This is a genomic window from Plantactinospora sp. KBS50, from assembly GCF_002285795.1.
In the GTDB taxonomy this organism is placed as follows: Bacteria; Actinomycetota; Actinomycetes; order Mycobacteriales; family Micromonosporaceae; genus KBS50.
Genome location: NZ_CP022961.1, coordinates 202626 through 227865 on the forward strand (window position 1 = coordinate 202626; position 25240 = coordinate 227865).

Here is a 25240-nt window from a genome sequence, read left to right on the forward strand (position 1 = left end):
AACGTGTCGATGCCGTCTGGTGTCAGCCGCCGGTCGCTGTTGGGCGGCACCGGCGCCGCGGCGGCGGTGATCGTCGGCCTGGGTGGTGCGGTCACCCAGCCGGCGGTGGCGGCGGCGGCCGCCGGGCCGGATCCGGCCCGTCTCAAGGCGGCGGACCCGCACGCGTTCACCGGGCGCCGGCACGGCGCCCCGGTCACCGGCGTGGCCAACCCACGCATCCGGATCCTGCCGCTGGATCGCGCGAAGTTCCGCGCCGGGGCGCACTTCGACCTGCGGGTCGAGGCCGCCGGCGTCGACCCGGCGACGGCCCGGATCGAGATTGCGGTGACCGGGCCGCACGGCCCCGTCCCCCTGCTCAAGGGCACTCCCGAGCGCACCAGTTCGGTGGCCGGCAGCCTGGAGGTCACCTACCGCGGGCTGGCCTACCCGGCCGCCGGCTGGCACAAGGTGACCGTCAAGGTCACCAACGGTGCCGAGAAGCTGCACGCGGCCGTGACGCACGAGGTGGTGGTGGCGGCGAACGCCGGCGGCGGCCGGCGCGCCAAGAATGTCATCTTCTTCCTCGGCGACGGGATGGGCGCCGCGGCCATCACCGCCGCGCGGCTGCTCTCCAAGGGCATCACCGAGGGCAAGTACCGGGGACTGCTGGAGATGGACCGGATGGACTACCGCGGCATCGTGGGCACCTCCGGCGCGGACTCCATCGCCACCGACTCGGCCAACTCGATGTCGGCGTACATGACCGGGCACAAGTCCTCGGTCAACGCCATGGGTGTCTACGAGTCCAACGCCACGGACGTCAACGCCCACCCCCGGGTGGAGACCATGGCGGAACTGCTCAAGCGCGCCCGCGGCATGCGCGTCGGCATCGTGACCACCGCCGAGGTTCAGGACGCCACGCCGGCGGCGGTGTTCGCGCACACCCGGCGTCGCTCCGAGTACATGGACATCATGGACCAGGCCCTGTCCGCCGGTCAGCGGCCCGACGTCCTGCTGGGCGGCGGCCTGGCGTCGCTGCTGCCCAAGTCGCAGTCGGGCTCCCGCCGCCCGGACGAGCGCAACCTGGTCGACGAGTTCAAGGCGCTCGGCTACGCCTACGCCCAGGATCGCAAGCAGCTGCGGGCCGCCATGTCCCGCCGGCCGGACCACCTGCTCGGCCTGTTCCACACCGGCAACATGAACGTCTACCTGGACCGTCAGCACACCAAGAAGCCCGAGGTTCTCGGCGACTGGACCGATCAGCCCACGCTGATGGAGATGACCGAGGCGGCGCTGAACGTCCTGAAGGACAGCCGGGACGGGTTCTTCCTCATGGTCGAGGGCGCCTCCATCGACAAGAGCGAGCACCCGCTGGACGGCCCCCGCGCCGTCTACGACGCCATCGAGTTCGACCAGGCCATCGGGGTGGCGAAGCGCTGGGCGGCCCACCGCGACGACACCCTGATCGTGGTCACCGCCGACCACAACCACTCGATGAGCATCATCGGCACGCACAGCCGGGCCAAGGCCGCCGGCCGGGCCGGCAACGGCGTGTACGCCGACGCCGGCTTCCCCACCTACGTCGACCACGACGGCGACGGCTTCCCCGACAACCCCGACCCCGACGTGCAGCTCTTCTTCGGCTGGTCCAACCACCCCGACCACACCGACGACTTCCAGTTGGACGCCAAGCCCACCCAGCCGGCGCTGATCGACCCGGCGACCGGGAAGGCGGTGGCCAACCCGGGCAACGACCCCGGTGCCGAGCTGCAGACCGGCAACCTGCCGTTCGACCAGACGAACTGCGTGCACACCGTCGAGGATGTCTCGGTTGTCGCGTCCGGACCCGGGGCGCACCGCTTCAACGGCTTCCTGGACAACACCGAGGTGTTCCACGCCATCATCGACGCCCTCGCCGTCAACGTGAAGAAGTAGCTCCGCTCAGCGGTACAACGTGTGGTGCCCGGCGTCGACCCGCCGGGCACCCGCACCGCCCGCGGCGGGTCAGCGCAGGTCCCGCAGGTCCCGCAGCTCCCGGGCGACGATCTTGCCGGTGGCGTTGCGGGGCAGGTAGGGCACGAAGAACACGTCCCGGGGCACCGAGAACCGGGCGCGGTAGTGCCGGACGTACTCCCGGACCGCATCGACGTCGAGGGTCTCGCCGGGTTCCAGCACCAGGTACGCCGCGAGGCGCTGGCCGTACTCCTGGTCGGGTACGCCGACGACGGCGACCTCGCGTACCTGTGGCAGCCCGGCGAGCAGGTCCTCCACCTCGGACGGGAAGACGTTCTCGCCGCCGGAGACGATCATGTCGTCCTGCCGGCCGTCCACGAACAGCAGGCCGTCGGCGTCGAGGTGGCCGAGGTCGCCGGTCTCCATCAGCCCGTCGTGGCTCTCCCGCCCGTTGCCCGAGGTGTAGCCCTCGAACAGCATCTCGTTGGCCACGAAGATCCGGCCGGTGTGCCCGGGCGGCACCGGGTCGCCGCGCTCGTCGAGGATGGCCAGCCGGGTGCCGTGTGGTGGCCGGCCGGCCGTGTTCGAGGCCAGGCGCAGGTCGGCCGGGGTGGCGATGGAGGCCCAGGAGACCTCGGTGGAGCCGTACAGGTTGTAGATGACGTCGCCGTACCGGTCCATGAAGCGGGTGGCCAGCCCGCCCGGCAGCGCCGAGCCGCTGACGGCCACCACCTTCAGCGGTGGCCGCGTCGCCGGCGGCGGCACCTCCAGCAGGCGTTGCAGCATCACGGGCACGGCGAACAGCGCGGTGCAGCGGTGCTCGTCCAGGGCGCGCAGGGTGGCCGCCGGATCGAAGCGGTGGTGCAGCACGACCGTGGCGCGCAGCGCGAACGACACCTGCAGGGCCGCGTAGCCCCAGGTGTGGAAGAGCGGCGCGGCGATCATCACCCGGTCGTGGCAGTGCACGGGGATGCGGTCGACGATCGACACCAGCGGGCCGAAGCCGCTGGGAGTGCGCCGGCGGGCGCCCTTGGGGGTGCCGGTGGTGCCGGAGGTCAGCACGATGGTCCGGCCGTTGCTGGCCGGCGGGCTGAGCGGGTCGGGCGGTGCGGTGGCGATCAGTTCCTCGTGCCGGCGCTGGTCGAACCGGTGCAGGCCGGGCGGCAGCCCCGCGGTGCGGTCGGCGAACTCGGCGTCGTACACCAGGACCCGCAGGTCCTGCTGCTCGGTGACGATCGACAGCTGGGCGGCGGAGAGCCCGGTGTTGATCAGCACCGGGTCGGCGCCGAGCAGCGACGCCGCGATGGCGGTCTCGATGAGCCCGCCGTGGTTGCGGCAGAGGATGCCGACCCGCTGGCCCGGCGCGACCCCGAAGGTGCCGCGCAGGGCCCGGGCCAGCCGTTCGGTACGGGCGAGCAGTGAGCCGTACGTGATCGCGCCGTGCCGGTCGTCGATCAGCGCGGTGCGGTGCGGGTCCCGCGCCGCGGCCTGTCGCAGCTCGCCGCCCAGGCTGAAGCCCCACCTGTGCAGGGCGGTGAGCTGGGCGGCGATCCGGACGGGTGAGCCGGGATTGAGCAGCCCCCGGCGGGTCAGGGTGGCGACGGTGAAGGGCAGGTCCACTGTCCTTCCTCACCTCTCAACGGATCTGGCGGCTCAACGGATCTGGCGGCCGGCGATGGCCCGGGCGATGACCAGGCGCTGGATCTCGGAGGTACCCTCGAAGATGGTGTAGATCTTGGCGTCCCGGTACCAGCGTTCGACCGGGTGCTCGCGCAGGAAGCCCGCGCCGCCGAGGATCTGCACGGCCTGGCCGGTGACCGAGACGGCCACCTCGCCGGCCTTGAGCTTCGACATCGACCCCTCGCCCGCGGTGAACGGCCGGTTGTTGCGGCCCATCCAGGAGGCGCGCCAGACCAGCAGCCGGGCCGCGTCGATCTCCATCTTCATGTCGGCCAGCGCGAACGCCACGGCCTGGTTCTCGACGATCGGCCGGCCGAACTGGACGCGGTTGCCCGCGTACTCCAGCGCGTACTCGTACGCGGCGCGGGCGACGCCGATGGCCTGTGCCCCGACGGTCGGCCGGGACAGCTCGAAGGTGCGCATGGCGGCCTGTCCGGAGGCTCGCTGGCCGGACCGGGCGCGGGCCAGCCGTTCCTCCAGCGCCTCCCGGCCGCCCAGCAGGCAGGAGCCGGGCACGCGTACGTCGTCGAGGAACACGTCGGCGGTGTGCGAGGCGCGCAGGCCGAGCTTCTTGAGCTTGCGGGTCGAGGCCAGCCCGCGGGTGCCGGGCGGGATGACGAAGGCGGCCTGGCCGCGCGAGCCCAGCGTGGGGTCCACGGAGGCGGTCACCACGTGTACGCCGGCGATGCCGCCGTTGGTGGCGTACGCCTTCTGCCCGTTGAGCACCCACTCGTCGGTGGCCTCCTGGTAGACCGCCCGGCTGCGCATCGAGCCGACGTCGGAGCCGGCCTCCGGTTCGGTGGTGCAGAAGGCGGCGACCGCCGGTTCGTCCGGGCTGCCGAAGCACTGCGGCACCCACTCGATGAGCTGGTCGGGGGTGCCGGAGCCGTAGATGGCGGCGACCGCGAGCGAGGTGCCGAAGATGCTCAGCCCGATCCCGGCGTCGCCCCAGAACAGTTCCTCGCTGGCGATCGGCAGGGACAGGCCGGTGGGGTCGGCCCAGCAGTTGGCGAGGAACTCGAAGCCGTACAGGCCGATCTTGGTGGCCTCCTGGATGACGGGCCAGGGGGTCTCCTCGCGGGCGTCCCACTCGGCGGCGGCCGGGCGCACGACCTCGCTGGCGAAGCCGTGCACCCAGTCGCGCATGTCCCGCTGTTCCTCGGTCAGGTCGAGCGAGAACTCGGGCATGTCAGGCCTTCGGGATGTCGAAGAGGTTGGCGATGTTGGCCGCGAGCCCCAGGTCGCCCTTGGCCTTCAGCTTGCCGGTCATGAACATCATGACCGGGTTGGCGCCACCGGAGACGATCTTCAGGAACTCCAGCGGACCCAGCGTGAGGCTGAGCCGGGGGTCGTGCTCCGGGGTGTTCGAGGCCGTGCAGGCGCCGTCGGCGATGACGACCTCGTAGGTGTCCGCGCCGCCGTCCGGGCGGCCGGTGATGTTCCAGTGGATGACCGCGTTGGTCGAGCCCGCGCGGTCGGCCCGGAACAGCGCCGGCATCCGGCTGAAGACCTCGTCGAGGACCTTGCCGCGGGCGTCGCTGGCCATCACCTCGGCGATCTTGGCGTCCGGGATGGACTTGACGAGCTGGGCGAACTCCTTGGGGCCGACCGAGGCGAACGCGGCCGGATCGAAGTCGGTCATTGCTGCACCTTCCGTGCGAGCGAACTTGGTTACTCTGGCGTAACCCTACGCATGAGTAGGTATGCTTGCAAGGGTGGCCACCAGCTTCAAGCGGTTACCCAGAGCCGTGCGCGAGCAACAGATGCTCGACGCGGCGGTCAAGGTCTTTTCCCGTCGGGGCTACCACGCCGCGAGCATGGACGAGATCGCCGAGGACGCCGGCATCAGCAAGCCCATGGTGTACGCATACCTCGGTGCCAAGGACAAACTCTTCACCGCCTGCCTGTACCGGGAGGGCACCCGGCTGATGGAGGCCATCGCCGCCGCCGTCGAGCCCGATCTGCCGGCGGATGAGCAACTCTGGCGCGGTCTGCGGGCGTTCTTCCGGTTCGTCGGCGCGCACCGGGACGGCTGGGCCGTGCTCTACCGGCAGGCCCGCGGCGAGCAGCCGTTCGCCGAGCAGCTCGCGGCGATGCGTACCCGGATGGTCGAGGTGGTCACCGGGATGCTGCACCGCGCCCTGGCCGCGCAGGGCCGCGAGGTCCGCCCGAACGAGCTGGAGATCATGGCGTACGCGCTGGTCGGCGCGTCCGAGTCGGTGGCCGACTGGCTGGCCGACCACCCGGAGGCCGACCCCGAGTGGGCCGCCACCCGGGTGATGAGCGTCTCCTGGCTCGGCGCCGGCCAACTGCTCGACGGCCACCGCTGGCTCCCCGACGCCGCCCGCTCCGGCGCCGACGGTTGACAAGGTCAACGCAGCGAGCCGGCCAGGTGCGGCTTGCCGGAGCTGGCGTTGTGCAGCGCGAACGTCCAGCCGCCGCCGTCGACGGGGCTCGCGCTGAACGCCACCGTCGAGGGCAGCGGCAGCGGCAGCTTGAACGCCACGTCCACGGTGTACGCATCGGGCAGCCGACCGGCCAGCGCGGCCAGGCAGCGGGCCTTGCTCCACATGCCGTGCGCGATGGGCCGGGGGAAACCGAGCAGCCGGGCGCCGATCCGCCAGGTGTGGATCGGGTTGTGGTCCCCGGAGACCCGGGCGTAGCCGGTACCCACCCGCGGTTGCACCCGCCAGCGGGCGCCGGCCGGCGGCGGCGCCGGCCGGTCGCCCCGGTCGCGCCGGTCGCCCCGGTCGCCGCGCTCGGGCGCGCGCTCCCGGCTCAGGTACGTCGAGACGTCCTCCCAGACCGCCGCGCCGGCCACCGACGCCGTGGCCACCACGTCGAGCTGGCGGCCCCGGTCGTGCGGCCGCAGGTCGGCGGCGCGCACCGAGAGATCGAATCGTTCGCCCGCGTCCAGCGGCCGGTGCACGGTGATCCGGTTGGCCACATGTACCAGGCCGACCATCGGGAACGGGAAGTCCGGCGCGGTCATCAGCCGCAACGCCAGCGGGAACGCCATGATGTGCGGGTACGTCGCCGGCAGCCGGTCGCTCAACGGGAAGCCGCAGACCCGGTCGTAGTCGGCCAGCCGCTCCCGGTCGACCGCGACGTCCCGGACGAGCAGCTCGATGTCGGGCAGTTCGCCGGCCCGCCGGGCGCCGACGCCGGGCACCAGGGCCAGCGCCGCCCGCCGGTACAGCGGCCCGGCGGCGGGCATCCGGGGTAGCTCCAGGGTGGACATGGCGGCCTCCGTTCTCGTGTCTCGTCCCCCGCGCCGGCCGGTGCGGGTCAGGCGCCGAGCAGGCTCTGCCCGCAGACCCGGACGACGTTGCCGGTGACCCCGCCCGAGGCGGGGCTGGCGAACCAGGCGATGGTCTCGGCCACGTCCACCGGCAGGCCGCCCTGGGCCATGCTGTTCATCCGCCGGCCCGCCTCGCGCAGCATCATCGGGATCCGGGCGGTCAGCCGGGTCTCGATGAAGCCCGGCGCGACGGCGTTGACCGTGATCTGCCGCTCGGCCAGCACCGGGGCCAGCGACCGGACCAGGCCGATCACCCCGGCCTTGCTGGTGGCGTAGTTGGTCTGCCCCCGGTTGCCGGCGATGCCGGCGATCGAGGAGACGCCGATCAGCCGGCCGCCGGCCCGGATCAGGTCCCGGTCCAGCAGTACGTCGTTGATCCGCTCCTGGCTGGACAGGTTGACGTCCAGCACCGCGTCCCAGCGGGCCGGGTCCATCCGGCCCAGTGTCTTGTCCCGGGTGATCCCGGCGTTGTGCACCAGGACGTCGAGCTGGCCGTGCCGGTCGGCGACGTACCGGGCCAGCCGCTCCGGCGCGTCGGCACCGGTGAGGTCGAGCTGCACCGCCTCGCCGCCGATCGCGTTGGCGACCTGGGCCAACTCGTCGCCGGCGGCCGGGATGTCCAGGGCGATCACCCGGGCGCCGTCGCGGGCCAGCACCCGGGCCAGTTCGGCGCCGATGCCACGGGCCGCCCCGGTGACCAGCGCTACCCGGTCGGCCAGCGGCCGGTCCCAGTCCTGCGGGGCGCTGCCCGCGCCCGGACCGACCCGGACCACCTGGCCGGAGACGTACGCGGAGCGGCCGGAGAGCAGGAACCGCAGGGTGGACTCCAGGCTGACCGGGTCGGCATCCTGGTCGACGTAGACGAGTTGGCTGGTGGTGCCCCGGCCGAACTCCTTGCCGATGCTGCGGGTCAGCCCCTCCAGGGCGCGCTGCGCGGTCGCCTCCCGCGGGTTCGCGGCGACGTCCGGCGGGGTGCCCAGCACGATCACCCGGCCGGACGGGACCAGCCGTCGGGCGTACGGGTGGAAGAAGTCGTACAGGGCGCGCAGGCCGGTCGAGTCGGTGATGCCGGTGGCGTCGAAGACCAGCGCGGCGTACCGCTCGGTGCCGGCGGCGGCCTCGGCCTCGGCCTCGGCCCCGGTGCCGGTGCCGGTGCCGGCGGCGTCGGTGGCGATGGCCTCGGCGTCGGCCTCGGTGGTGGTGGCGTCGGTGGTGGCGGTCGCCGGCTCGCGCACCGCGACGCCTGCCGCCGCCAGCAGCTTGCCGACGGAGTCGTGCAGCCGGCCGCCGGCCGCCGCGCCGAGCAGCGCCGGGGCGGGCAGCAGCGGGTCGCCGGGGCGGTACCGGCGCAGCCGGGGCGGGTCGGGCAGGCCGAGCCGCTTGACGAAGGCGCGGCCGGGTCCGGAGTTGGCGAAGCTGGCGTACCGGTCGGTCATGGGTCGTAGCCTACTGACGAGTAGGTTCGATGCAAGCCCCGCGTCGCGAATCCGGCCCGGGTCGTCCTGTTCCCGACCCGGATGGTGGCGTAGCCTACTGACGAGTAGGTTCTCCGCGGGGGACCATCCGCCGGGGGAGTCACGAGACCAGGAGGCCGATCGTGCAGGACGTTCGCCGCGCCGCGGTGCTCGGAGGCAACCGGATCCCGTTCGCCCGCTCGAACGGCCGGTACGCGCGGGCATCGAACCAGGACATGCTCACCGCCGCGCTGGACGGGCTGGTCGCCCGGTTCGGCCTGGCCGGCCAGCGGGTCGGCGAGGTGGTCGCCGGGGCCGTGCTCAAGCACTCCCGCGACTTCAACCTGACCCGCGAGGTGGTGCTCGGCTCGCGGCTCGACCCGCACACCCCGGCGTACGACATCCAGCGGGCCTGCGGCACCGGGCTGGAGGCCGCGATCCTGGTCGCCAACAAGATCGCCCTCGGGCAGGTCGACGCCGGGATCGCCGGCGGGGTGGACACCACCTCGGACGCCCCGCTCGCGGTCAACGAGGACTTCCGGCGGACGCTGCTGCGGATCAACTCGGCGCGCTCCCTCGGCGCCCGGCTGCGTGCGGCCACCGCGCTGCGCCCGCACCACCCGTTCAAGCCGGAGGTCCCGCGCAACGCCGAACCGCGCACCGGGCTGTCCATGGGGGACCACGCGGCCGTCACCGCCCGCCGCTGGAACGTCGACCGGCAGGCCCAGGACGAGCTGGCGCTCGCCTCGCACCAGCGGCTCGCCGCCGCGTACCAGCGCGGGTTCTTCGACGACCTGCTCACCCCGTACCTCGGTCTGGAACGCGACCAGAACCTGCGCGCGGACACCAGCCTGGAGAAGCTCGGCGCGCTCAGGCCGGTCTTCGGCACCCGCGGCCCGGACGCCGGCACCGCCACCATGACGCCCGGGAACTCCTCGCCGCTCACCGACGGCGCCTCGACGGTGCTGCTCGGCTCCGCCGAGTGGGCGGCCGCGCACAACCTGCCGGTGCTGGCCTGGTTCCGCGACGCCGAGACCGCGGCGGTCGACTTCGTGCACGGCGACGAGGGGCTGCTGATGGCGCCCGCGTACGCGGTGCCGCGGCTGCTCGCCCGCAACGGGCTGACGTTGCAGGACTTCGACTTCTACGAGATCCACGAGGCGTTCGCGTCGCAGGTGCTGGCCACCCTCGCCGCCTGGGAGTCGCCGGAGTTCTGCAAGGAACGGCTCGGGCTGGACGCCCCGCTCGGCCCGATCGACCGGAGCCGGCTCAACGTGAACGGTTCGTCGCTGGCCGCCGGCCATCCGTTCGCCGCCACCGGCGGCCGGATCGTGGCCACCCTGGCTAAGCTGCTGGCTGAGAAGGGCAGTGGGCGAGGACTGATCTCCATCTGTGCCGCGGGCGGTCAGGGCGTGGTGGCCATCCTCGAACGCTGACCGCGAGCTGGGGGCGACCATGACCGGAACGGACAGCCACACCCTCGACGTGCCGGGCGCCGTGCTGCACTACGACCTGCACCCGGCGCAGCCGGCCGCGGCCGCCCAGCCGGGGACGCCGCCGTACGGGGCGCCCGCGCTGTTGATGATCGGATCGCCGATGACGGCGGCCGGGTTCACGAGCCTGGCCGCGCGCTTTCCGGACCGGACGGTGGTGACCTACGACCCGCGCGGGGTCGGCCGGAGCACCCGCACCGACCCGAGCGCCGAGACCACGCCCGAGCGGCATGCCGACGATCTGCACCGGATCATCTCCGCACTCGGCGCCGGTCCGGTCGACATCTTCGCCAGCAGCGGCGGCGCGGTCAACGCGCTGGTGCTGGTGGCCCGGCATCCGGAGCAGGTACGCGTGCTGGTCGCGCACGAGCCGCCGAGCGTGCCGGTGCTGCCGGACAGCGAGCCGGCGCACGCCGCCGTGCTGGACGTCCAGCGGACGTACCAGCGGGACGGCTTCGGCGCGGCGATGGTCAAGTTCATGGCGCTGTCCTCCTGGCAGGGCGAGGTCCCGGCGGACTTCGCCGACCGTCCCACGCCGGATCCCACGTCCTTCGGGCTGCCGGCCGACGACGGCTCCCGTGACGACGCCCTGTTCGCCGGGAACCTGGTGAGCTGCACGCAGCAGCGACCCGACTTCGACGCGTTGCGCGCGGCGTCGACCCGCGTGGTGCTCGCGGCCGGTGTGGAGTCGGCGGGCCAACTCGCCGCCCGCGCCGCCGCCGCGATCGCCGAGCGGCTCGGCACCGGCGCCGTCGAGTTCCCGAGCAACCACGGCGGTTTCCTCGGCGGCGAGTTCGGCATGCACGGCGACCCCGACGGCTTCGCCGCCACCCTGCGCGAGGTGCTGGCCGGCCGGTCCTGAGCCGGCGGGTTCCGAGCCGTCCGGTCCCGAGCCGGCGGGTTCCGAGCCGTCCGGTCGTGAGCCGTCCGGTCCCGAGCCGGTCCTACTGGCCGCGGGACGGCCGTACGCTGCGCGGCGGGCTCGGGGTGATGGAGATGATGCGGCTGCGGGTGGGCGTCGGCAGCGGGGTCGGGCTGGTGCTCGCGCAGGGCTGCTCGTCGCAGGTCGGCTCGGGCTCACTCGGGCTCGGCCCGGGCGTGGTCGCGCTCGGTTCGACGGGGCTCGGCGTCGGCGACGGCGGCGACGGGCTGGGCTCCGGCGCGTCGTTCGGGAACTTCGGCTCCTTGAACCGGTACCTGTCCGGATCGAGCTTGAGCGCGGCCGTCGCCTGCTCCATGAACTGCCGCCAGATCGGTGCCGGCCCGGTCGCGCCGTACACCTCGTAGCTGCCGTCCCTGGTCTTCAGCGGCTTGCCGTCGGTGGTGCCCAGCCAGACCGCGGCGGCCAGCGCACCGGTGTAGCCGACCATCCAGGTGTGCACGTTCTGGGTGGTGCTCTGGCCGGCCTGCCAGGTGCCGGTCTTGCCGGCCGAGTCCCAGCCGTTGCCCAGCTTGGCCGCCCGGACCCGCCGCAGCGTCCAGTTGAGCTGGTTGACCGCCTCGTCGTCGAGCCCGAGGTCGGTCTGCGTCAGCTGCTCGTCGAAGATATGCTCGTCGTCCTTCTCCACCGACCGGACGAAGTGCGCGTCGGCGCGCTTGCCGCCGGCCGCGAACGTCGCCATCCCGTTGGCGTGGTCCTGCACGGTGATGCCGTACTGGCCGATGCCGACCTCGGTGCTGAACTGCTTCGCCGTCTCCGCGGCCGGCTGGTCACGCAACGGCACCCGCTTCGGCTGCGGGTCGCCCGGCAGGTCGCGCCACATCGAGTCAACCCCGGCCCGGGTGGCCATGTCGATCACCTTGGCCTTGCCGAGCTGCTCGGTCAGCTCGAAGTAGGTGACGTTCAACGAGGCGACGGTGGCCTCCCAGAGCGCGCAGTTCGGCTGGCAGGCGGCATGCTCGGCGTTGCGGATCGGGCCGGCGGCGCTGCCCTTCGTGCGGCCCGACCCGGGGAACTCCTTGGTGTCCGGGGAGTTGAAGCGCTGCTTCACCGAGATGCCGTCCTGCACGGCGGCGGCCAGGTCGTACACCTTGAACGACGACCCGGGCGGATGCTGGCCGAAGCCGCGGGCCGCGCCGTTCTCGTCGTAGTACCACCCGGCGTAGTCGGCGCCGGTGCCGGAGCTTCCGCCGTAGTAGCCCAGCACCCGTCCGGTGCCCGGCTGCACCGCCACCAGCGCGGCCTGCCAGTTCTTCGGCTGGCCGCGCACCTGCGCGGGCGCGCTGTCGCGGCGGATGTCGGCGGACGCCTCCGCGACGTCCTGGACCCGCTTGTCGATCGTGGTCACGATCTTGAAGCCGCCGTTCGGCAGGTAGTCGGCGGGCTTGCCCTGGAACGGCTCGACCTGCCGCAGCTCGCTGAGCACGTGCTTCACCACGAGCCCGGTCGGCCGGTCCAGGCCGGACTGCCCCGCGTCGGGGTCGAACGGCTTCACGGTGTCCGGATAGGCCAGTTCGGCCGCCTGGTCCGGGGTCAGGTAGTTCAGCTTCACCATCCCGTCGCGGATGTAGTTCCACCTGTTGATCGAGTTCTGCCGGGCCAGCGGGTTGCGGCGCGGGTCGTACCCGGGCTCGCCGTCGGGGTCCTCCGGATTGGCCTCCGGCTGCTTGACCATCGCGCACAGCACCATCGCCTCGGCCACCGTCAGTTGGCGGTCGGCCGGCGCGTCGCGGCGCACGGTCTTGCCGAAGTACGCCTGCGCCGCGGCCTCGATCCCGTACGCGCCGCGCCCGAACGGCACGGTGTTCAGGTAGAAGCCGAGGATCTCCTGCTTGCTGTACGCGTCGTCCAGCTTCCACGCGATGACCGCCTCGCGCAGCTTGCGGGAGTAGGTGACGCCCTTGAGGTCGGCGGCCACCCGGGCGTACTGCTGGGTGATCGTGGAGGCGCCCTGCCGTTGCCCGCCGGTCAGGTTCGACCAGGCGGCCCGCAGGACGCCGGAGAAGTCGATGCCCGGGTTCCGCCAGAACGTGCGGTCCTCGGCGGCCACGATGGCCTGCTTGGGGGCGTCGTTCATCTGGTCGTACGGCACGATCGTGCGGTTCTCGGAGCCGAGCGTCGCCATCGGGGTCCGGCCGTCGCTGTAGTAGACGGTGGTCGACTCCGGCAGCCGCAGGTCGACGGGCGTGGGCACACTGTCCACGTAGTAGATCCCGCCGATCAGGCCGAACCCGGCGAGGACCGCGAGCACCGCCAGGCCGACCAGCAGGCGCCGGCGCCAGCGGTGGTCGCGGGGCGCCGCGGGTGGGCGGGATGCGCCGGCCGCCGGGCGGGGTACGCCGGCCGCGGGGCGGATCATGCCGGCTGCGGGGCGGGATGCGCCGGCTGCGGGGCGGGATGCGCCGGCTGCCGGGCGTGGTGTGCCGGCGGGCTGCCGCGGTGTGCCGGCGGCGCTGTCGTGGGGACCGGTGGAAGGCACCCGTACATGGTGACGGCTGCCGGGCGTCCGCGCCCGTTACCCGGCGGCCGATCTGCCGAATCTTCCGCGACCGGCCGGCCGGCTGGTCCGCCGGACCACCCTCAAATAATTGTTTGACAGTTCCTCGCGGAGGTGTCAACCTCCAAACATGTCTTTGGGAGATGGGTCGGACGGGAATCACCCGGCCGGCACGCCGCAGGAGAGCACCATCCGGCTGCGGGCACTGGCGCATCCGGTCCGGCTGCGCATCCTCTCGCTGCTCACCGGCGCGCCGCTGACCGCCGCCGAGGTGGCCCGGGAACTCGACCTGACGCACGCCAACGCGAGCTACCACCTGCGTCAACTGCTCGCCGCCGGCGCCATCGTGGTCACCGCGCAGGAGCGCATCCGGGGCGGCGCGGCCAAGCGCTACCGGTACGACCCGGACCGCGACCGCGACCGCGAGCGCGACGAGCGGGCGAAACACGACCACCAGGGTCAGCGGGTGGTGTACGAGGCGGTGTCCACTGAACTGCGCCGCCGGGCCGAGCACCGTCGGGCCGGCGGCACGGGTCACCTCGCCGACGCCGAACTGTGGGTCGACCCCGAGGTCTGGGCCGAGGTACGCGAGCAGGTCGCCGACGCGATGGTGCGGTTGCACCGGGCCGCCCGGGCGCCCCGGTCGCCGGGAACGACGCACGTCAACGCCACGGTTGCGCTCTTCGAGATGGAGGACTGATGTTCGCCCCGCTGCGGTACGCCGCGTTCCGCTACCTGGCCCTCGGCCGGATGATCAACGTGCTGGGCAACGCCGTGGCGCCGATCGCGCTGGCCTTCGCCGTACTCGATCTCACCGGCTCGGTGCGCGACCTGGGGCTGGTGGTCGGCGCCCGGTCCCTGATGAACGTGATCTTCGTGCTCTTCGGCGGCGTGCTGGCCGACCGGTTGCCCCGTCGGGTGGTGCTGGTCGGCTCCAACGCGCTCGGCGCGCTCACCCAGGGGATCGTGGCGGCGCTCGTGCTCACCGGCACCGCGTCGATCCCGCTGCTGCTGGCGCTGAGCGCCGCGAACGGGCTGGTCAGCGCCCTCGCCCAGCCGGCGTCGGCCGCGCTCACCCCGCAGACCGTGCCCGGGGAGCTGATCCAGCCGGCCAACGCGATCAACCGGCTCGGCATCAACACCGCGATGATCAGCGGTGCCGCGGTCGGCGGCATCCTGGTCGCGGCCGTCGGCCCGGGCTGGGGACTGGCCGCCGACGCCGTGACGTTCGGGCTCTCCGCGCTGGCGTTCGTGCGGATCCGCGTACCGTCCGTGGTGACCGACCCGGGCGGCGCGCGCCGGAGCGTCCTGGCCGACCTGCGGGTGGGCTGGTCGGAGTTTTCCGGCCGGACCTGGCTCTGGGCGGTGGTGCTGGGCTTCATGGTGCTCAACGCGAGCCTCGCGGGCGGGGTCAACGTGCTCGGGCCGGCGGTGGCCGACGAGACGGTGGGCCGCAGCGCCTGGGGACTGGTGCTCGCCGCCGAGGCCGCCGGCATGATCGTGGGCGGCCTGGTGGCGCTGCGGGTACGGGTGCGCCGGCTGCTGCGGTTCGGGGTCGCCTGCATGTTCGCCGAGGCGCTGCTGCTGCTCGGCCTGGCCCTGGCGCCTCGGGTGTTCGTGCTGGTGCCGGCCGCGATGATCGTGGGGATGGCGGTGGAGCAGTTCGCGGTGGCCTGGGAGACCTCGATGGCCCAGCACATCCCGCCGGACCGGCTGGCCCGGGTCTACTCGTACGACATGCTGGGCTCGTTCGTCGCGATCCCGCTGGGGCAGGTCGTCGTCGGACCCGCCGCGGCGGTCTTCGGGAACCGCGACACGCTGCTCGGCGCGGCCGTCCTGGTGGTCCTCTCGGTGCTCGGCATGCTGGCGAGCCGGGACGTCCGGCGACTTCCGGCCGGCGCCCCGGCGACCGGGAAGCCGACGGGCGACGGGCCGGCGGGCGACGGGCGGGTAGGGGGCGAACCGGTGGGTGGGCTGCCGGCCACGGCGGCCGGCCCGGAGCGGGCCGGCGCGGTCCCCGTCGCGGCCGACCCGGCATAGCCCTCCCCCGGGGCGTGCCTCCTGGATCTCCGGCTCCGCGGCGACCCAGGAGGCACACCCTACAATCGGCAGCCGTGACCGCGATTCCGAACGTCCTGGCCGCCCGTTACGCATCACCTGAGCTGGCCGCGCTCTGGTCCCCGGAGGAGAAGATCCGGATGGAGCGCCGGCTGTGGGTGGCGGTGCTGCGGGCGCAGCGCGACCTCGGGGTGCCGGTCCCGGACGGCGTCGTCGAGGCGTACGAGCGGGTGCTGGACCAGGTCGACCTGGCGTCGATCGCGGAGCGGGAGCGGGTCACCCGGCACGACGTGAAGGCGCGGATCGAGGAGTTCAGCGCGCTGGCCGGGTACGAACACGTGCACAAGGGGATGACCTCCCGGGACCTGACCGAGAACGTCGAGCAGCTCCAGGTCCGGGCGTCGCTGGAGCTGATCCGGGACCGGGTGGTGGCGGCGCTGGCCCGGTTGGCCTGGCTCGCGCACGAGCACTCCGCCCTGGTCATGGCCGGCCGGTCGCACAACGTGGCGGCCCAGGCGACCACGCTGGGCAAGCGGTTCGGTTCGGCGGCCGAGGAACTGCTCATCGCGTACGAGCGGCTGGCCGACCTGCTCGGCCGCTACCCGCTGCGCGGCATCAAGGGGCCGGTGGGTACCGCCGCCGACCAGCTCGACCTGTTCGACGGCGACGCCGACAAGGTCGCCGAGCTGGAACGGCGGGTCGCCGGACACCTCGGCTTCTCCCGGGTGCTGAACAGCGTGGGGCAGGTCTACCCGCGCTCGCTGGACCTGGACGTGCTGTCGGCGCTGGCGCAGACCGCCGCGGCGCCGTCGTCGCTGGCCACCACCATCCGGCTGATGGTCGGGCAGGAACTGGTCACCGAGGGCTTCCGGCCGGGCCAGGTGGGTTCCAGCGCGATGCCGCACAAGATGAACACCCGCTCCTCGGAGCGGGTCAACGGGCTGGCCGTGGTGATCCGCGGCTACCTGTCGATGGTGGGCGAGCTGGCCGGCGACCAGTGGAACGAGGGCGACGTGTCCTGTTCGGTGGTGCGCCGGGTGGCGCTGCCGGACGCGTTCTTCGCCGCCGACGGGCTGTTCCAGACCTTCCTGACGGTGCTGGACGAGTTCGGGGCGTACCCGGCGGTGATCGCCCGGGAGTTGGACCGCTACCTGCCGTTCCTGGCCACCACCAGGATCCTGGTCGGCGCGGTGCGCCGGGGCGTCGGCCGGGAGGTCGCGCACGAGGTGATCAAGGAGCACGCGGTGGCCGTGGCGCTGGCCATGCGGGAGAAGGGCACGGTCGAGAACGACCTGTTCGACCGGCTGGCCGCCGACGGACGGCTGGGCCTGTCCCGGGCCGAGATCGACGAGCTGGTGGCGGATCAGTCGGCCTTCATCGGGGTGGCCCGCGACCAGGTGGACGCCGTCACCCGGCGGATCTCCGAGGTGGTCACCGCCCACCCCGAGGCCGCCGCCTACAGCCCGCCGCCGATCCTCTGACCGGCTGCCGGCTGCCGGCTGCCGGATGGCCGATGCCGGATGGCGGATGGCGGGTCGCCGGTCGCCGCCGCCGGCTGGTGATCAGTCGGGCCGGGTGGGTGTCTCTCCGGCGGTACGCAGGTTCGGCGCGCTCGGCGCCTCGGCGATAGCGCCCGAGTCGATGGGTTCGGCCGGGTGCGCGGTCTCGGCGGCCACCAGCGGCTGGTCCGGTGCCGGTGCGGCCGGGGACCGGTAGGCGACCACGGCGGTGCCGTAGGCGCACACCTCCATCCACATCTCGCCCACCTCGCGGTGCTCGAACCGCATCCCGAGCACCGCGTTGGCGCCGAGCCGCCGGGCCTCCTCGCCGAGCCGGGCGACGGCATCGGTGCGCCACCGGGTCAGGTTCTCCGGCGCCGCCGGGTCGTAGGCACCGCCGCGCAGGCTCTTCACCCCCTCCCGGTAGACGTTCCGGGTCCGGGCCTGGGAGGAGACGACCTGGCCGAGGACTTCGCGGATCTCGTACCCCGGGAGGTGGTCCATCGTCACGACCAGCACGGTTTCGATGCTCGCAGACCGGGTCGGCGGTATTTGCGAAGCATGTTCACGTGGCCGCATGCTGCAAAACCGGCGTCCCCGGACAAGACGCGCCGGACCTCCGGTACCGCGCAAGAGGCGACAGTCCGGCGCTAACCGCTCAGCCGGCCGGCGGCCCTCGAACGCCCCCTGTGGACAGCGTGACGCGCCGCTTGCGCAGGGTGTCGTCTATCGATGAAGACAAGTTATCCACAGGGTTGTCCACAGGCTGCCGGGTGGTGCGTGGTTGGGCGCTCCTGCCAGGTAGGCTGGGGCGCGCTCGGCCCGTTGGGGGCCGGCATCCGCGCTGCCCCAACCCGTCAGGAGTGCCCCGTGCCTCGCGTCGTGGTCGACGTCATGCTCAAGCCGGAGATCCTCGACCCGCAGGGTCAGGCCGTCGCTAACGCGCTGCCCAGCCTCGGTGTCAACGATGTGGCGTCGGTGCGGATCGGCCGGCGCATCGAGCTGGAGTTCACCGGTCAACCCGACCTTGATCAGGTGCGCTCGCTCGCCGACAAGCTGCTCGCCAACCCCGTGATCGAGGACTTCACGGTGCGGGTGGCGGAGCCCGGCGAGGCCGCGGTGACGCCATGAGCCCGCGCATCGGTGTGGTGACCTTTCCCGGTTCCCTCGATGACGGCGACGCGGCCCGGGCGGTGCGGATCGCCGGCGCCGAGGCGGTCCGGCTCTGGCACGCCGATCCCGAGCTGCACGGCGTGGATGCGGTGGTGCTGCCCGGCGGCTTCTCGTACGGGGACTACCTGCGGTGCGGCGCCATCGCCCGGTTCGCGCCGGTGATGCGCACGCTTGTCGACGCCGCCCGCGACGGCCTGCCGGTGCTCGGCGTCTGCAACGGCTTCCAGATCCTCTGCGAGGCGCACCTGCTGCCCGGCGCGCTCACCCGCAACGGGCACCTGCACTTCCGCAACCGCGACCAGGTGCTGCGCGTCGAGGCCAACGGCACCGCGTGGACCAACGCGTTCCACCCCCAGCAGGAGATCCTGATCCCGGTGAAGAACGGCGAGGGCCGGTACGTCGCCGATGAGCGGACCCTGGACGAGTTGGCGGCGCAGGGCCGGATCGTCGCCCGCTACCTGGGGGAGAACCCGAACGGCTCGCAGCGGGACATCGCGGCGATCTCCAACGAGGCCGGCAACGTGGTCGGCATCATGCCGCACCCGGAACACGCCGTCGAGGAGCTGACCGGGCCGTCGCTGGACGGGCTCGGCTTCTTCACGTCGATTCTCAAGCACCTGGCGGGAGCGCCGGCATGACGATCCAGTCCGACGCGACCTCCGGCGCCGCCGACCAGATGGGTGCGGCTCCGGACGTCCCCGCCGGCAACGGCGTCACCGCGGGCGGCGCATCCGGTACGGCCGCGGGCGGCGCATCCGGAAACGGCGCGACTCCCACCGGCGCCGCCCCGGGCGACCCGGCCGGCTCCGCGATGGCCGGCGCGGCTCCGCAGCCGCCCGGCCCGGCCGGGGTCGACACCGTCGAGCGGGCGGCCGGCACCCCCGAGGAGTTGCAGCCCTACCCCGAGCTGGGCCTGCACGACGACGAGTACGACCGGATCCGGCAGATGCTGGGCCGCCGGCCCACCCAGTCGGAACTGGCGATGTACTCGATCATGTGGAGCGAGCACTGCTCCTACAAGTCCAGCAAGGTGCACCTGCGCCAGTTCGGTGAGAAGGCGCCGCCGTCGGACCGGCTGCTGGCCGGCATCGGCGAGAACGCGGGCGTGGTCCGGGTCTCCGACCGGCTCGCCGTGACCTTCAAGGTCGAGTCGCACAACCACCCGAGCTTCGTCGAGCCGTACCAGGGCGCGGCGACCGGCGTCGGCGGCATCGTCCGGGACATTCTGGCCATGGGCGCACGCCCGGTGGCGGTGATGGACGCGCTGCGGTTCGGCGCGGCCGACCACCCGGACACCGCGCGGGTGCTTCCCGGCGTGGTGGCCGGGGTCGGCGGCTACGGCAACTGTCTGGGCCTGCCCAACATCGGCGGCGAGGTCGTCTTCGACCCCTGCTACCAGGGAAACCCGCTGGTGAACGCGCTCTGCCTCGGTGTGCTGCCGGCCGACCGGTTGCAGAACAAGGCCGCCGCCGGTCCCGGCAACGTCGTCGTGCTGATGGGCGCGAAGACCGGCCGGGACGGCATCGGCGGAGTGTCCGTGCTGGCCAGCGCCACCTTCGACGAGGGCGGCGAGGGCCGCCGCCCGTCGGTCCAGGTCGGCGACCCGTTCATGGAGAAGCTGCTCATCGAGGCCTGCCTGGAGATGTACGACGGGCAGCTCGTGGTCGGCATCCAGGACCTCGGCGGCGCCGGCCTCACCTGCGCGCTCACCGAGACCGCAGCCGCCGCCGGCACGGGGATGCGGGTGTGGCTGGAACGGGTACCGCTGCGCGAGCCGTCGATGCGGCCGCACGAGATCCTGGCCAGCGAGTCGCAGGAGCGGATGCTGCTCATCGTCGCCCCCGACAAGCTGGACGAGGTGCTCGCGACCGCGGCCAAGTGGGGCGTGCCGGCCACCGCGATCGGCGAGGTCACCCCGCCCGCCGAGGACGGCACCCCGGGACGGCTGCTGATCACCTGGCACGACCTGTCCGTCGTCGACGTGCCGCCGGCGACGCTTGTGGACGACGGCCCGGTCTACGCGCGCCCGCTGCGCGAGCCGGCCGACCGGATCCTCTTCGACGCCGACCGCGCCGAGACGCTGCCGCGTCCGGCCAGCCCGGAGGCGCTGCGGGAAACCGTGCTGCGCATGATCGGCTCGTCGAACCTCTGCGACAAGACCTGGGTTACCGAGCAGTACGACCGGTACGTCCTCGGCAACACCGTGCTGGCCCAGCCCGAGGACGCGGGGGTGATCCGGATCGACGAGGAGAGCGGGCTGGGTGTGGCCCTCTCGCTCGACGGCAACGGGCGGTACACCCGGCTCGACCCGTACCAGGGCGCCCGGTTGGCGCTCGCCGAGGCGTACCGGAACGTGGCCGTGACCGGCGCCCGGCCGCTGGCCGTCACGAACTGCCTCAACTTCGGCTCGCCCGAGGAGCCGGCGGTGATGTGGCAGTTCGCGGAGGCGGTGCGCGGGCTCGCGGACGGCTGCGCCGAGCTGGGAATCCCGGTCACCGGCGGAAACGTCAGCTTCTACAACTCCACCGGGGCGGCGGCCATCCACCCCACGCCGGTGGTCGGCGTGCTGGGCGTGCTGGAGGACGTCGCGAACCGGCTCCGGATGGGCTTCGCCCGGACCGAGCACGCCGGTGACGAGCTGGTGTTCCTGCTCGGCGACACCCGCACCGAGCTGTCCGGCTCCGAGTGGGCCTCCGTCGTGCACGGCCACCTCGGCGGGCCGCCACCACAGGTGGACCTGGCCCGGGAACGCGCGCTGGCCGACCTGCTGGCCGAGGCGGCCCGGGTCGGGCACCTGCGGTCGGCGCACGACCTCTCCGACGGCGGGCTCGCGCAGGCGCTGGTCGAGGCGTGCCTGCGGTACGGCGTGGGCGCGCGGATCGCGCTGCCGGCCGAGTACGCCGACGGCTCCCTGCCGTTCGTCTACCTGTTCAGCGAGTCCACCGGCCGGGCACTGGTGACCGTGCCGCGCGGGCAGGACAAGGCGTTCACCGCGCTGTGCGCCGATTTCGGAGTGCCCTGGACCGCGCTGGGCGTCACCGACCCGGCCGCGCGGGCGCTGGAGATCCGGGATCAGTTCCGGATCGACCTGGACGAGCTGCGGGCCGCGTTCACCGGCACCCTGCCGGCGCTGTTCGGCGCCTCGGCGGAGGAGCCCCGGCCGGCCGGCACCGCGCCGAGCGGCATCGGCACGGCCGCCTCGGCCGAGCCCACGCCGGTGGCAGAGGTGGCGGCGGCCGAAACCGCAGCCGTTGCCGAGGCGGCGTCGGCGGTCGAGCCGGCCTCCCCGACGGAGCCGGCGGCCCAGGCGGCGTCCGGGGAGCCGCCCGCCGCCGACGGGCCGACGGCCGCCACCGACGAGCCGACGGCCGCACCGGTGGACGACCGGCTCACCGCCGAGGACGCCGACCCGGCAACAGATGTGGATGCCGGGACCGACGGGGACGTCGGCGCGGACGCCGGGACCGACGGGGACGTCGGCGCGGACGCCGGGACCGACGGGGACGCGCAAGCCCGCGCGGCCGGATCTGCCGGCGAGGATCGCGACGGCGGAGAGCAGCGGGACGCGCGTTGACCGTTCCGGTCTACGGGCAACCGGGGACCGGTGTCCGGTTCGACTGGGGACTGTCGGGCGCGGCGGAACTGGGCCGGGTCTGCTCGGTCCTGGTCATCGTGGACGTGCTCTCCTTCACCACCTCCGCCGAGGTGGCGGTCAGCCGGGGCATGCGGGTCCACCCGTTCCCGTGGGGAGCGCAGGCCGCCGACTACGCCGCCCGGGTCGGCGCGGTGGCGGCGGTCGGCAGGGGCGCGGCTGACCACGGGCATCCCTGGTCGCTGTCCCCGGCGGCGCTACGGTCGGCGCCTGTGGTGCCTGACCTGGTGCTGCCCTCGCCGAACGGCTCGGCGATCTGCTCCGCCGCCGCGTCCAGCGGCGTGCCGGTGGTCACCGCCTGTCTGCGCAACGCGGCCGCGGTCGGCCGCTGGCTGCTGGCCGAGGGGTACGGCTCGGCCGACCGGCCGGTCGGCGTGGTGGCGGCCGGCGAGCGGTGGACCGACGGCACGCTCCGGCCGTGCGTCGAGGACCAACTCGGCGCCGCGGCGGTACTGGACGGGCTCTCCACCGCCCCGGGAACGCTGTCGGTCGAGGCGGCCGTGGCTCTCGCGGTGCTCGGCGCCATCCCGAACATCCCGGCGGCGGTCCGGGGCTGTGTCTCCGGCCGGGAACTGCTGGAGCGGGGCTTCGGCGAGGACGTCGAGATCGCCGCCAGGGTCAACATCTCGGGCACGGTCACCGTGCTCCGCAACGGGGTCCTCACGAGGGCGGACTGACCGGCCGGGACCTCGCTCCGCGGCACGCCGGCCCGGAACGCACCGGGCCGACGCGCCATCCGGGTCAGTCGTCCAGCCAGTCCACGGATCGACGGCCGCCCCGGCCGCCGGCATCCCGGTCGTCCCGCTGGTGGCCGCCCTGCTGCTGGTCGTAGCCGTAGCCACCCTGCGGCTGCTGGTGCCCACCGGCGTCGTAGCCGCCCTGGTCGGCGCCGTAGCCGCGGTTGTCGTACCCGCCCTGGCCGCCGCCCTGCTGGTCGTAGCCCTGACCGCCGTACTGACCGTAGCCCTGGCCGCCCTGCTGGTCGTAGCCCTGGCCCCCGCCCTGCTGGTCGTAGCCGTAACCCTGCTGGTCGTAGCCCTGAGCGCCGTACTGCCCCGAGCTGTCGTAGCCGCCGCGGTTGTCGTAACCGGCACCGCCGCCGCTCTCGCCGTAGCCCGCGTCGGCGCCGTAACCGCCCGAGGGATAGGTGCCCTGTCCCTGGCCCTGGCCGTAGCGCTCATCGGCGCCGCCGCCCTGGCCGTACGACGTGTTGTAGGGGTCCGCGGGCTGCTGCCCGTAGCCCCCGTCGCCGCCGCCGTCGTACCGGCCGGTCTGCTCGCCGTAGCCCTCGGTGTAACCGCCGCCGTAGCCCTGCTGGCCCGGTGCGTTGCCGTAACTGCCGGCGCCGGACCCGGGGGCGTTGCCGTAGCTTCCCGCTCCGGATCCCGGCGCGTTGCCGTAGCCGCCGGCGCCGGACCCGGGTGCGTTGCCGTAACTGCCGGCGCCGGATCCCGGTGCGTTGCCGTAGCTGCCGGCTCCCGATCCGGGGGCGTTGCCGTAGCTGCCGGCTCCCGATCCGGGGGCGTTGCCGTAGCTCTGGTTCTGGGCGGCGCCGTAACCGGCCGCACCGGCACCGCCGTAACCCGCCTGCGTGGGCGCGTTGGTGGTGCCGCCGTAGCCCGCGCCGCCGGAGTTGGCCCAGTCGTCGGCCTGCCGCCCGTAGTTCGGCTGCTGGCTCGGCAGCGGCGCGCCGTACGGGTCCGGGAACTCGTCGTCCACCAGCGGACGGTTGTGCATCATCGTCGGCGCGTTGGCCAGTGCCGCCCCGCCCGCCATCGTGGGGTCGCCACCCATCCGGGTGGCCACCCGGGTCGCGTCGTTCGCGCCGGCGTACCCGCCCTGCGCCGGTCCGTACGACGGCGGCGGGCCGCCTCCGTTCGGACCGCCCCGGTCGGGGCCGTCGTCGTCGCCTTCCTTGCGCCGCATCCAGAGCAGCACGATCGCGCCCACGCCCAGGGCCACGAGCAGGCCGCCGGCGATGATCAGCAGCCACTGACCCATGCCGCCGCCGGACGAGGTCTCCTTCTGGGTCACGGTCGCCGGACCCTGGGTCACCTCTTCCGTCGGCTCGTCCGTGATGCCGTCGTCACTGGGCAGGTCGGTCGGGGTCTCCTCGGTGGACGGGGAGGCGGTCGGGGTCGGCGCCGGGATGTCCAGGGCGAGCTGCTGCCCGCCGACCGACTGCCCCGCGCCCGCCGACAGCGACTTGGTGATGGTGACGTCGTTCTTGCCGGCGCCGAGTTGCAGCGTGCCGGGCACGATCGGCCGGTCGTCGTTGCCGTTGAAGCAGAAGTTTCCGCTGCCGTTCGAGGTGGTCGTGTAGCTGTGGCCCTGCTGGTCCTGGAGGATCACGGTGGCGTTGGAGACCGCGGCTCCGGAGGTCTTGTTGACGACCTTGCCGCAGACCTGCTTCACCGTCTTCGGCGGCGCGGGCTTCCCGGCGAGGGTGACGGTGGTGCTCTGCGTCGACGCTTCGCCCTCACCGCCCTGCGGGACGGCCTTGATCGTGATGGTCGCCGACTCGTTCGAGTTGGCCGCCGTGGCGTAGCGGAAGGTGGCCGACCGGTCGCCGTCGCCCGTGACCGCGCTGGCGCTGCAGCCGCTCACGCAGGTCAGCTTCGAGTTGTTGGAGCTGACGGTGATGTCCGCGGGCGGATCCGGGGGGACGGTCTTGAACTTCAGCGTGTAGCTGACCTTCACCGTCTCGCCCTGGTCGATCGAGTTCGGGGAGGCCGAGACGTTGGTGATGGTGGGCGCGTCCGCCAGGGCTGGTGCGGCGGGGGCGGCGAGCAGGGCGCCGGTAATCAGCGCCACGACCACACCGGCCCGCTGGCTCCAGGCTCGTCGGTGTGTTGTCACGTCCACCGCCTTTCGCGTCCGATCTCCCCGGCCCGGCTTGACCGGAGGGAGCATCCGCCGTACGAATTACACCGTCGGCCACTATGCCTTGTGAAGCTGGATCGGCGCGACCCAGGGGCGACCACGATTGCTGCCAGCCGGGGTCGTATCGTCCCGACGTGTCCTCTCCGCACAGTAAGTCCGCACCCGTGCTGGCGGTGTTGGCGGCGCTCGATGCCGGTAAGTCGCCCGAACGGACAATGCTGCGCGACGCGGTGCGGGTACTTCTTGCCGACTTGTCCGAGCGGGCCCCCGGACGATCGGTGGAGGTGCGCGTCCCACCATATGCGGCTGTGCAGGTCATCGCGGGTCCGCGACACACCAGGGGCACCCCGCCGAACGTGGTGGAGACCGATGGGGTCACCTGGGTGCTGCTGGCCGCTGGCCGACTGGACTGGGCGGCGGCGGTGCGGGACGGGCGGGTCCGCGCCAGCGGTATTCGTGCTGATCTGTCCGGTCTGCTCCCGCTTTGGACTTCTGACCCAATGTGAAGCACTTTCGCCGGCGGCCGCGACCGGAGTGATCTGGATCCCGCCCCGGCACGCCAGGCCGGCCGCGCTCCGCGGCGGAAACCAACAATTGTTGGATCGTGAATCTTCCAGGTCAATCGGCTTCGGATATAGATCGGTTTCACCATCTGCGGTCGCGAGCTGGCTCGCTGTC

General features: G+C 73.1%; 19 protein-coding genes and 1 pseudogene. 12 read left to right on the forward strand and 8 right to left on the reverse strand.

The features are described 5' to 3' along the window. The first annotated feature begins 9 nt into the window (after nucleotides 1-9). Complete coding sequence (locus CIK06_RS00905; protein ID WP_095567465.1) at nucleotides 10-1914, forward strand: alkaline phosphatase; 1905 nt, start codon at nucleotides 10-12, stop codon at nucleotides 1912-1914. A gap of 69 nt (nucleotides 1915-1983) precedes the next feature. On the opposite strand, the gene CIK06_RS00910 is transcribed toward CIK06_RS00905, so the two are convergent. The 3 genes from CIK06_RS00910 to CIK06_RS00920 are packed head-to-tail and all read right to left on the reverse strand — an operon-like array spanning nucleotide 1984 to nucleotide 5254. Then, nucleotides 1984-3552: an AMP-binding protein gene (locus tag CIK06_RS00910; protein WP_095563209.1), complete on the reverse strand. Its 1569-nt coding sequence runs from the start codon at nucleotides 3550-3552 to the stop codon at nucleotides 1984-1986. Between the two features lie 33 nt (nucleotides 3553-3585). Beyond that, complete coding sequence (locus CIK06_RS00915) at nucleotides 3586-4800, reverse strand: acyl-CoA dehydrogenase family protein (protein ID WP_095563210.1); 1215 nt, start codon at nucleotides 4798-4800, stop codon at nucleotides 3586-3588. Between the two features lies 1 nt (nucleotide 4801). After that, nucleotides 4802-5254: an SCP2 sterol-binding domain-containing protein gene (locus tag CIK06_RS00920; protein WP_095563211.1), complete on the reverse strand. Its 453-nt coding sequence runs from the start codon at nucleotides 5252-5254 to the stop codon at nucleotides 4802-4804. 61 nt (nucleotides 5255-5315) lie between these two features. Between CIK06_RS00920 and CIK06_RS00925 the strand changes: the two genes are divergently transcribed. Then, nucleotides 5316-5978: a TetR/AcrR family transcriptional regulator gene (locus CIK06_RS00925; protein ID WP_095563212.1), complete on the forward strand. Its 663-nt coding sequence runs from the start codon at nucleotides 5316-5318 to the stop codon at nucleotides 5976-5978. A gap of 5 nt (nucleotides 5979-5983) precedes the next feature. Here CIK06_RS00925 and CIK06_RS00930 read toward each other — a convergent pair whose 3' ends face one another. Both CIK06_RS00930 and CIK06_RS00935 read right to left on the reverse strand, forming a co-directional pair. Next, complete coding sequence (locus tag CIK06_RS00930; RefSeq protein ID WP_095563213.1) at nucleotides 5984-6853, reverse strand: MaoC/PaaZ C-terminal domain-containing protein; 870 nt, start codon at nucleotides 6851-6853, stop codon at nucleotides 5984-5986. Between the two features lie 47 nt (nucleotides 6854-6900). Then, nucleotides 6901-8349, reverse strand: coding sequence for a 3-oxoacyl-ACP reductase (locus CIK06_RS00935; RefSeq protein ID WP_095563214.1), 1449 nt, complete (start codon nucleotides 8347-8349; stop codon nucleotides 6901-6903). 161 nt (nucleotides 8350-8510) lie between these two features. On the opposite strand from CIK06_RS00935, the gene CIK06_RS00940 reads away from it, so the two are divergent. Together CIK06_RS00940 and CIK06_RS00945 are read left to right on the forward strand one after the other, a co-directional pair. Next, a complete protein-coding gene (locus tag CIK06_RS00940) occupies nucleotides 8511-9803 on the forward strand; it encodes an acetyl-CoA C-acetyltransferase (protein WP_095563215.1) in 1293 nt (430 codons plus the stop codon). Nucleotides 9804-9822: 19 nt separating this feature from the next. Then, complete coding sequence (locus CIK06_RS00945; RefSeq protein WP_095563216.1) at nucleotides 9823-10722, forward strand: alpha/beta fold hydrolase; 900 nt, start codon at nucleotides 9823-9825, stop codon at nucleotides 10720-10722. 82 nt (nucleotides 10723-10804) lie between these two features. Here CIK06_RS00945 and CIK06_RS00950 read toward each other — a convergent pair whose 3' ends face one another. Beyond that, a complete protein-coding gene (locus CIK06_RS00950; protein ID WP_095563217.1) occupies nucleotides 10805-13159 on the reverse strand; it encodes a transglycosylase domain-containing protein in 2355 nt (784 codons plus the stop codon). Between the two features lie 268 nt (nucleotides 13160-13427). On the opposite strand from CIK06_RS00950, the gene CIK06_RS00960 reads away from it, so the two are divergent. The 3 genes from CIK06_RS00960 (at nucleotide 13428) to purB (ending at nucleotide 16836) form a co-directional block, all read left to right on the forward strand. Further along, nucleotides 13428-13997 (forward strand): transcriptional regulator, encoded by a 570-nt coding sequence (locus tag CIK06_RS00960; protein WP_095563218.1) that lies wholly within the window; start codon nucleotides 13428-13430, stop codon nucleotides 13995-13997. After that, complete coding sequence (locus CIK06_RS00965; protein WP_095563219.1) at nucleotides 13997-15337, forward strand: MFS transporter; 1341 nt, start codon at nucleotides 13997-13999, stop codon at nucleotides 15335-15337. Before CIK06_RS00960 ends, CIK06_RS00965 begins: the two co-directional genes overlap by 1 nt. Nucleotides 15338-15411: 74 nt before the next feature. After that, nucleotides 15412-16836: an adenylosuccinate lyase gene (purB, locus tag CIK06_RS00970; RefSeq protein ID WP_095563220.1), complete on the forward strand. Its 1425-nt coding sequence runs from the start codon at nucleotides 15412-15414 to the stop codon at nucleotides 16834-16836. 81 nt (nucleotides 16837-16917) lie between these two features. Here the strand turns inward: purB and CIK06_RS00975 are convergent, their stop codons facing one another. Continuing rightward, nucleotides 16918-17433 carry a YbjQ family protein gene (locus CIK06_RS00975; RefSeq protein ID WP_095563221.1) on the reverse strand — a complete coding sequence of 172 codons (516 nt, stop codon included), beginning with the start codon at nucleotides 17431-17433 and terminating at the stop codon, nucleotides 16918-16920. Between the two features lie 291 nt (nucleotides 17434-17724). Here CIK06_RS00975 and purS point away from each other — a divergent pair, with 291 nt between their 5' ends. The 4 genes and pseudogenes from purS to CIK06_RS00995 all read left to right on the forward strand — a co-directional run bounded on the left by purS (nucleotide 17725) and on the right by CIK06_RS00995 (nucleotide 22356). Further along, on the forward strand, nucleotides 17725-17985 hold the full coding sequence (gene purS, locus CIK06_RS00980) for a phosphoribosylformylglycinamidine synthase subunit PurS (RefSeq protein WP_095563222.1): 261 nt from the start codon (nucleotides 17725-17727) through the stop codon (nucleotides 17983-17985). Then, nucleotides 17982-18665: a phosphoribosylformylglycinamidine synthase subunit PurQ gene (gene purQ / locus CIK06_RS00985; RefSeq protein ID WP_095563223.1), complete on the forward strand. Its 684-nt coding sequence runs from the start codon at nucleotides 17982-17984 to the stop codon at nucleotides 18663-18665. Before purS ends, purQ begins: the two co-directional genes overlap by 4 nt. Before the next feature lie 173 nt (nucleotides 18666-18838). Further along, nucleotides 18839-21364: pseudogene (purL, locus tag CIK06_RS00990) on the forward strand (phosphoribosylformylglycinamidine synthase subunit PurL); the annotation flags it as partial. Between the two features lie 233 nt (nucleotides 21365-21597). Then, entirely contained in the window at nucleotides 21598-22356 is a 759-nt protein-coding gene (locus CIK06_RS00995) for a 2-phosphosulfolactate phosphatase (RefSeq protein WP_095563224.1), read from the forward strand. A gap of 64 nt (nucleotides 22357-22420) precedes the next feature. Here CIK06_RS00995 and CIK06_RS01000 read toward each other — a convergent pair whose 3' ends face one another. Continuing rightward, the gene (locus CIK06_RS01000; RefSeq protein ID WP_157756556.1) at nucleotides 22421-24493 is read right to left on the reverse strand and encodes a hypothetical protein; all 2073 of its coding nucleotides are present in this window, start codon (nucleotides 24491-24493) and stop codon (nucleotides 22421-22423) included. A gap of 203 nt (nucleotides 24494-24696) precedes the next feature. Here CIK06_RS01000 and CIK06_RS01005 point away from each other — a divergent pair, with 203 nt between their 5' ends. Then, nucleotides 24697-25068: a sterol carrier family protein gene (locus CIK06_RS01005; protein WP_369916061.1), complete on the forward strand. Its 372-nt coding sequence runs from the start codon at nucleotides 24697-24699 to the stop codon at nucleotides 25066-25068. The last annotated feature ends 172 nt before the right edge of the window (nucleotides 25069-25240 follow it).

Coding starts and splice junctions, on each gene's coding strand:
- CIK06_RS00960 (WP_095563218.1), top strand. CDS start 13,428: ATGTCTTTGGGAGATGGGTCGGACGGGAATCACCCGGCCGGCACGCCG.
- CIK06_RS00925 (WP_095563212.1), top strand. CDS start 5,316: ATGCTTGCAAGGGTGGCCACCAGCTTCAAGCGGTTACCCAGAGCCGTG.
- CIK06_RS00915 (WP_095563210.1), bottom strand. CDS start 4,800: ATGCCCGAGTTCTCGCTCGACCTGACCGAGGAACAGCGGGACATGCGC.
- CIK06_RS00945 (WP_095563216.1), top strand. CDS start 9,823: ATGACCGGAACGGACAGCCACACCCTCGACGTGCCGGGCGCCGTGCTG.
- CIK06_RS00930 (WP_095563213.1), bottom strand. CDS start 6,853: ATGTCCACCCTGGAGCTACCCCGGATGCCCGCCGCCGGGCCGCTGTAC.
- CIK06_RS00905 (WP_095567465.1), top strand. CDS start 10: ATGCCGTCTGGTGTCAGCCGCCGGTCGCTGTTGGGCGGCACCGGCGCC.
- CIK06_RS00965 (WP_095563219.1), top strand. CDS start 13,997: ATGTTCGCCCCGCTGCGGTACGCCGCGTTCCGCTACCTGGCCCTCGGC.
- CIK06_RS00975 (WP_095563221.1), bottom strand. CDS start 17,433: ATGCGGCCACGTGAACATGCTTCGCAAATACCGCCGACCCGGTCTGCG.
- purQ (WP_095563223.1), top strand. CDS start 17,982: ATGAGCCCGCGCATCGGTGTGGTGACCTTTCCCGGTTCCCTCGATGAC.
- CIK06_RS00935 (WP_095563214.1), bottom strand. CDS start 8,349: ATGACCGACCGGTACGCCAGCTTCGCCAACTCCGGACCCGGCCGCGCC.
- CIK06_RS00950 (WP_095563217.1), bottom strand. CDS start 13,159: ATGATCCGCCCCGCGGCCGGCGTACCCCGCCCGGCGGCCGGCGCATCC.
- CIK06_RS00920 (WP_095563211.1), bottom strand. CDS start 5,254: ATGACCGACTTCGATCCGGCCGCGTTCGCCTCGGTCGGCCCCAAGGAG.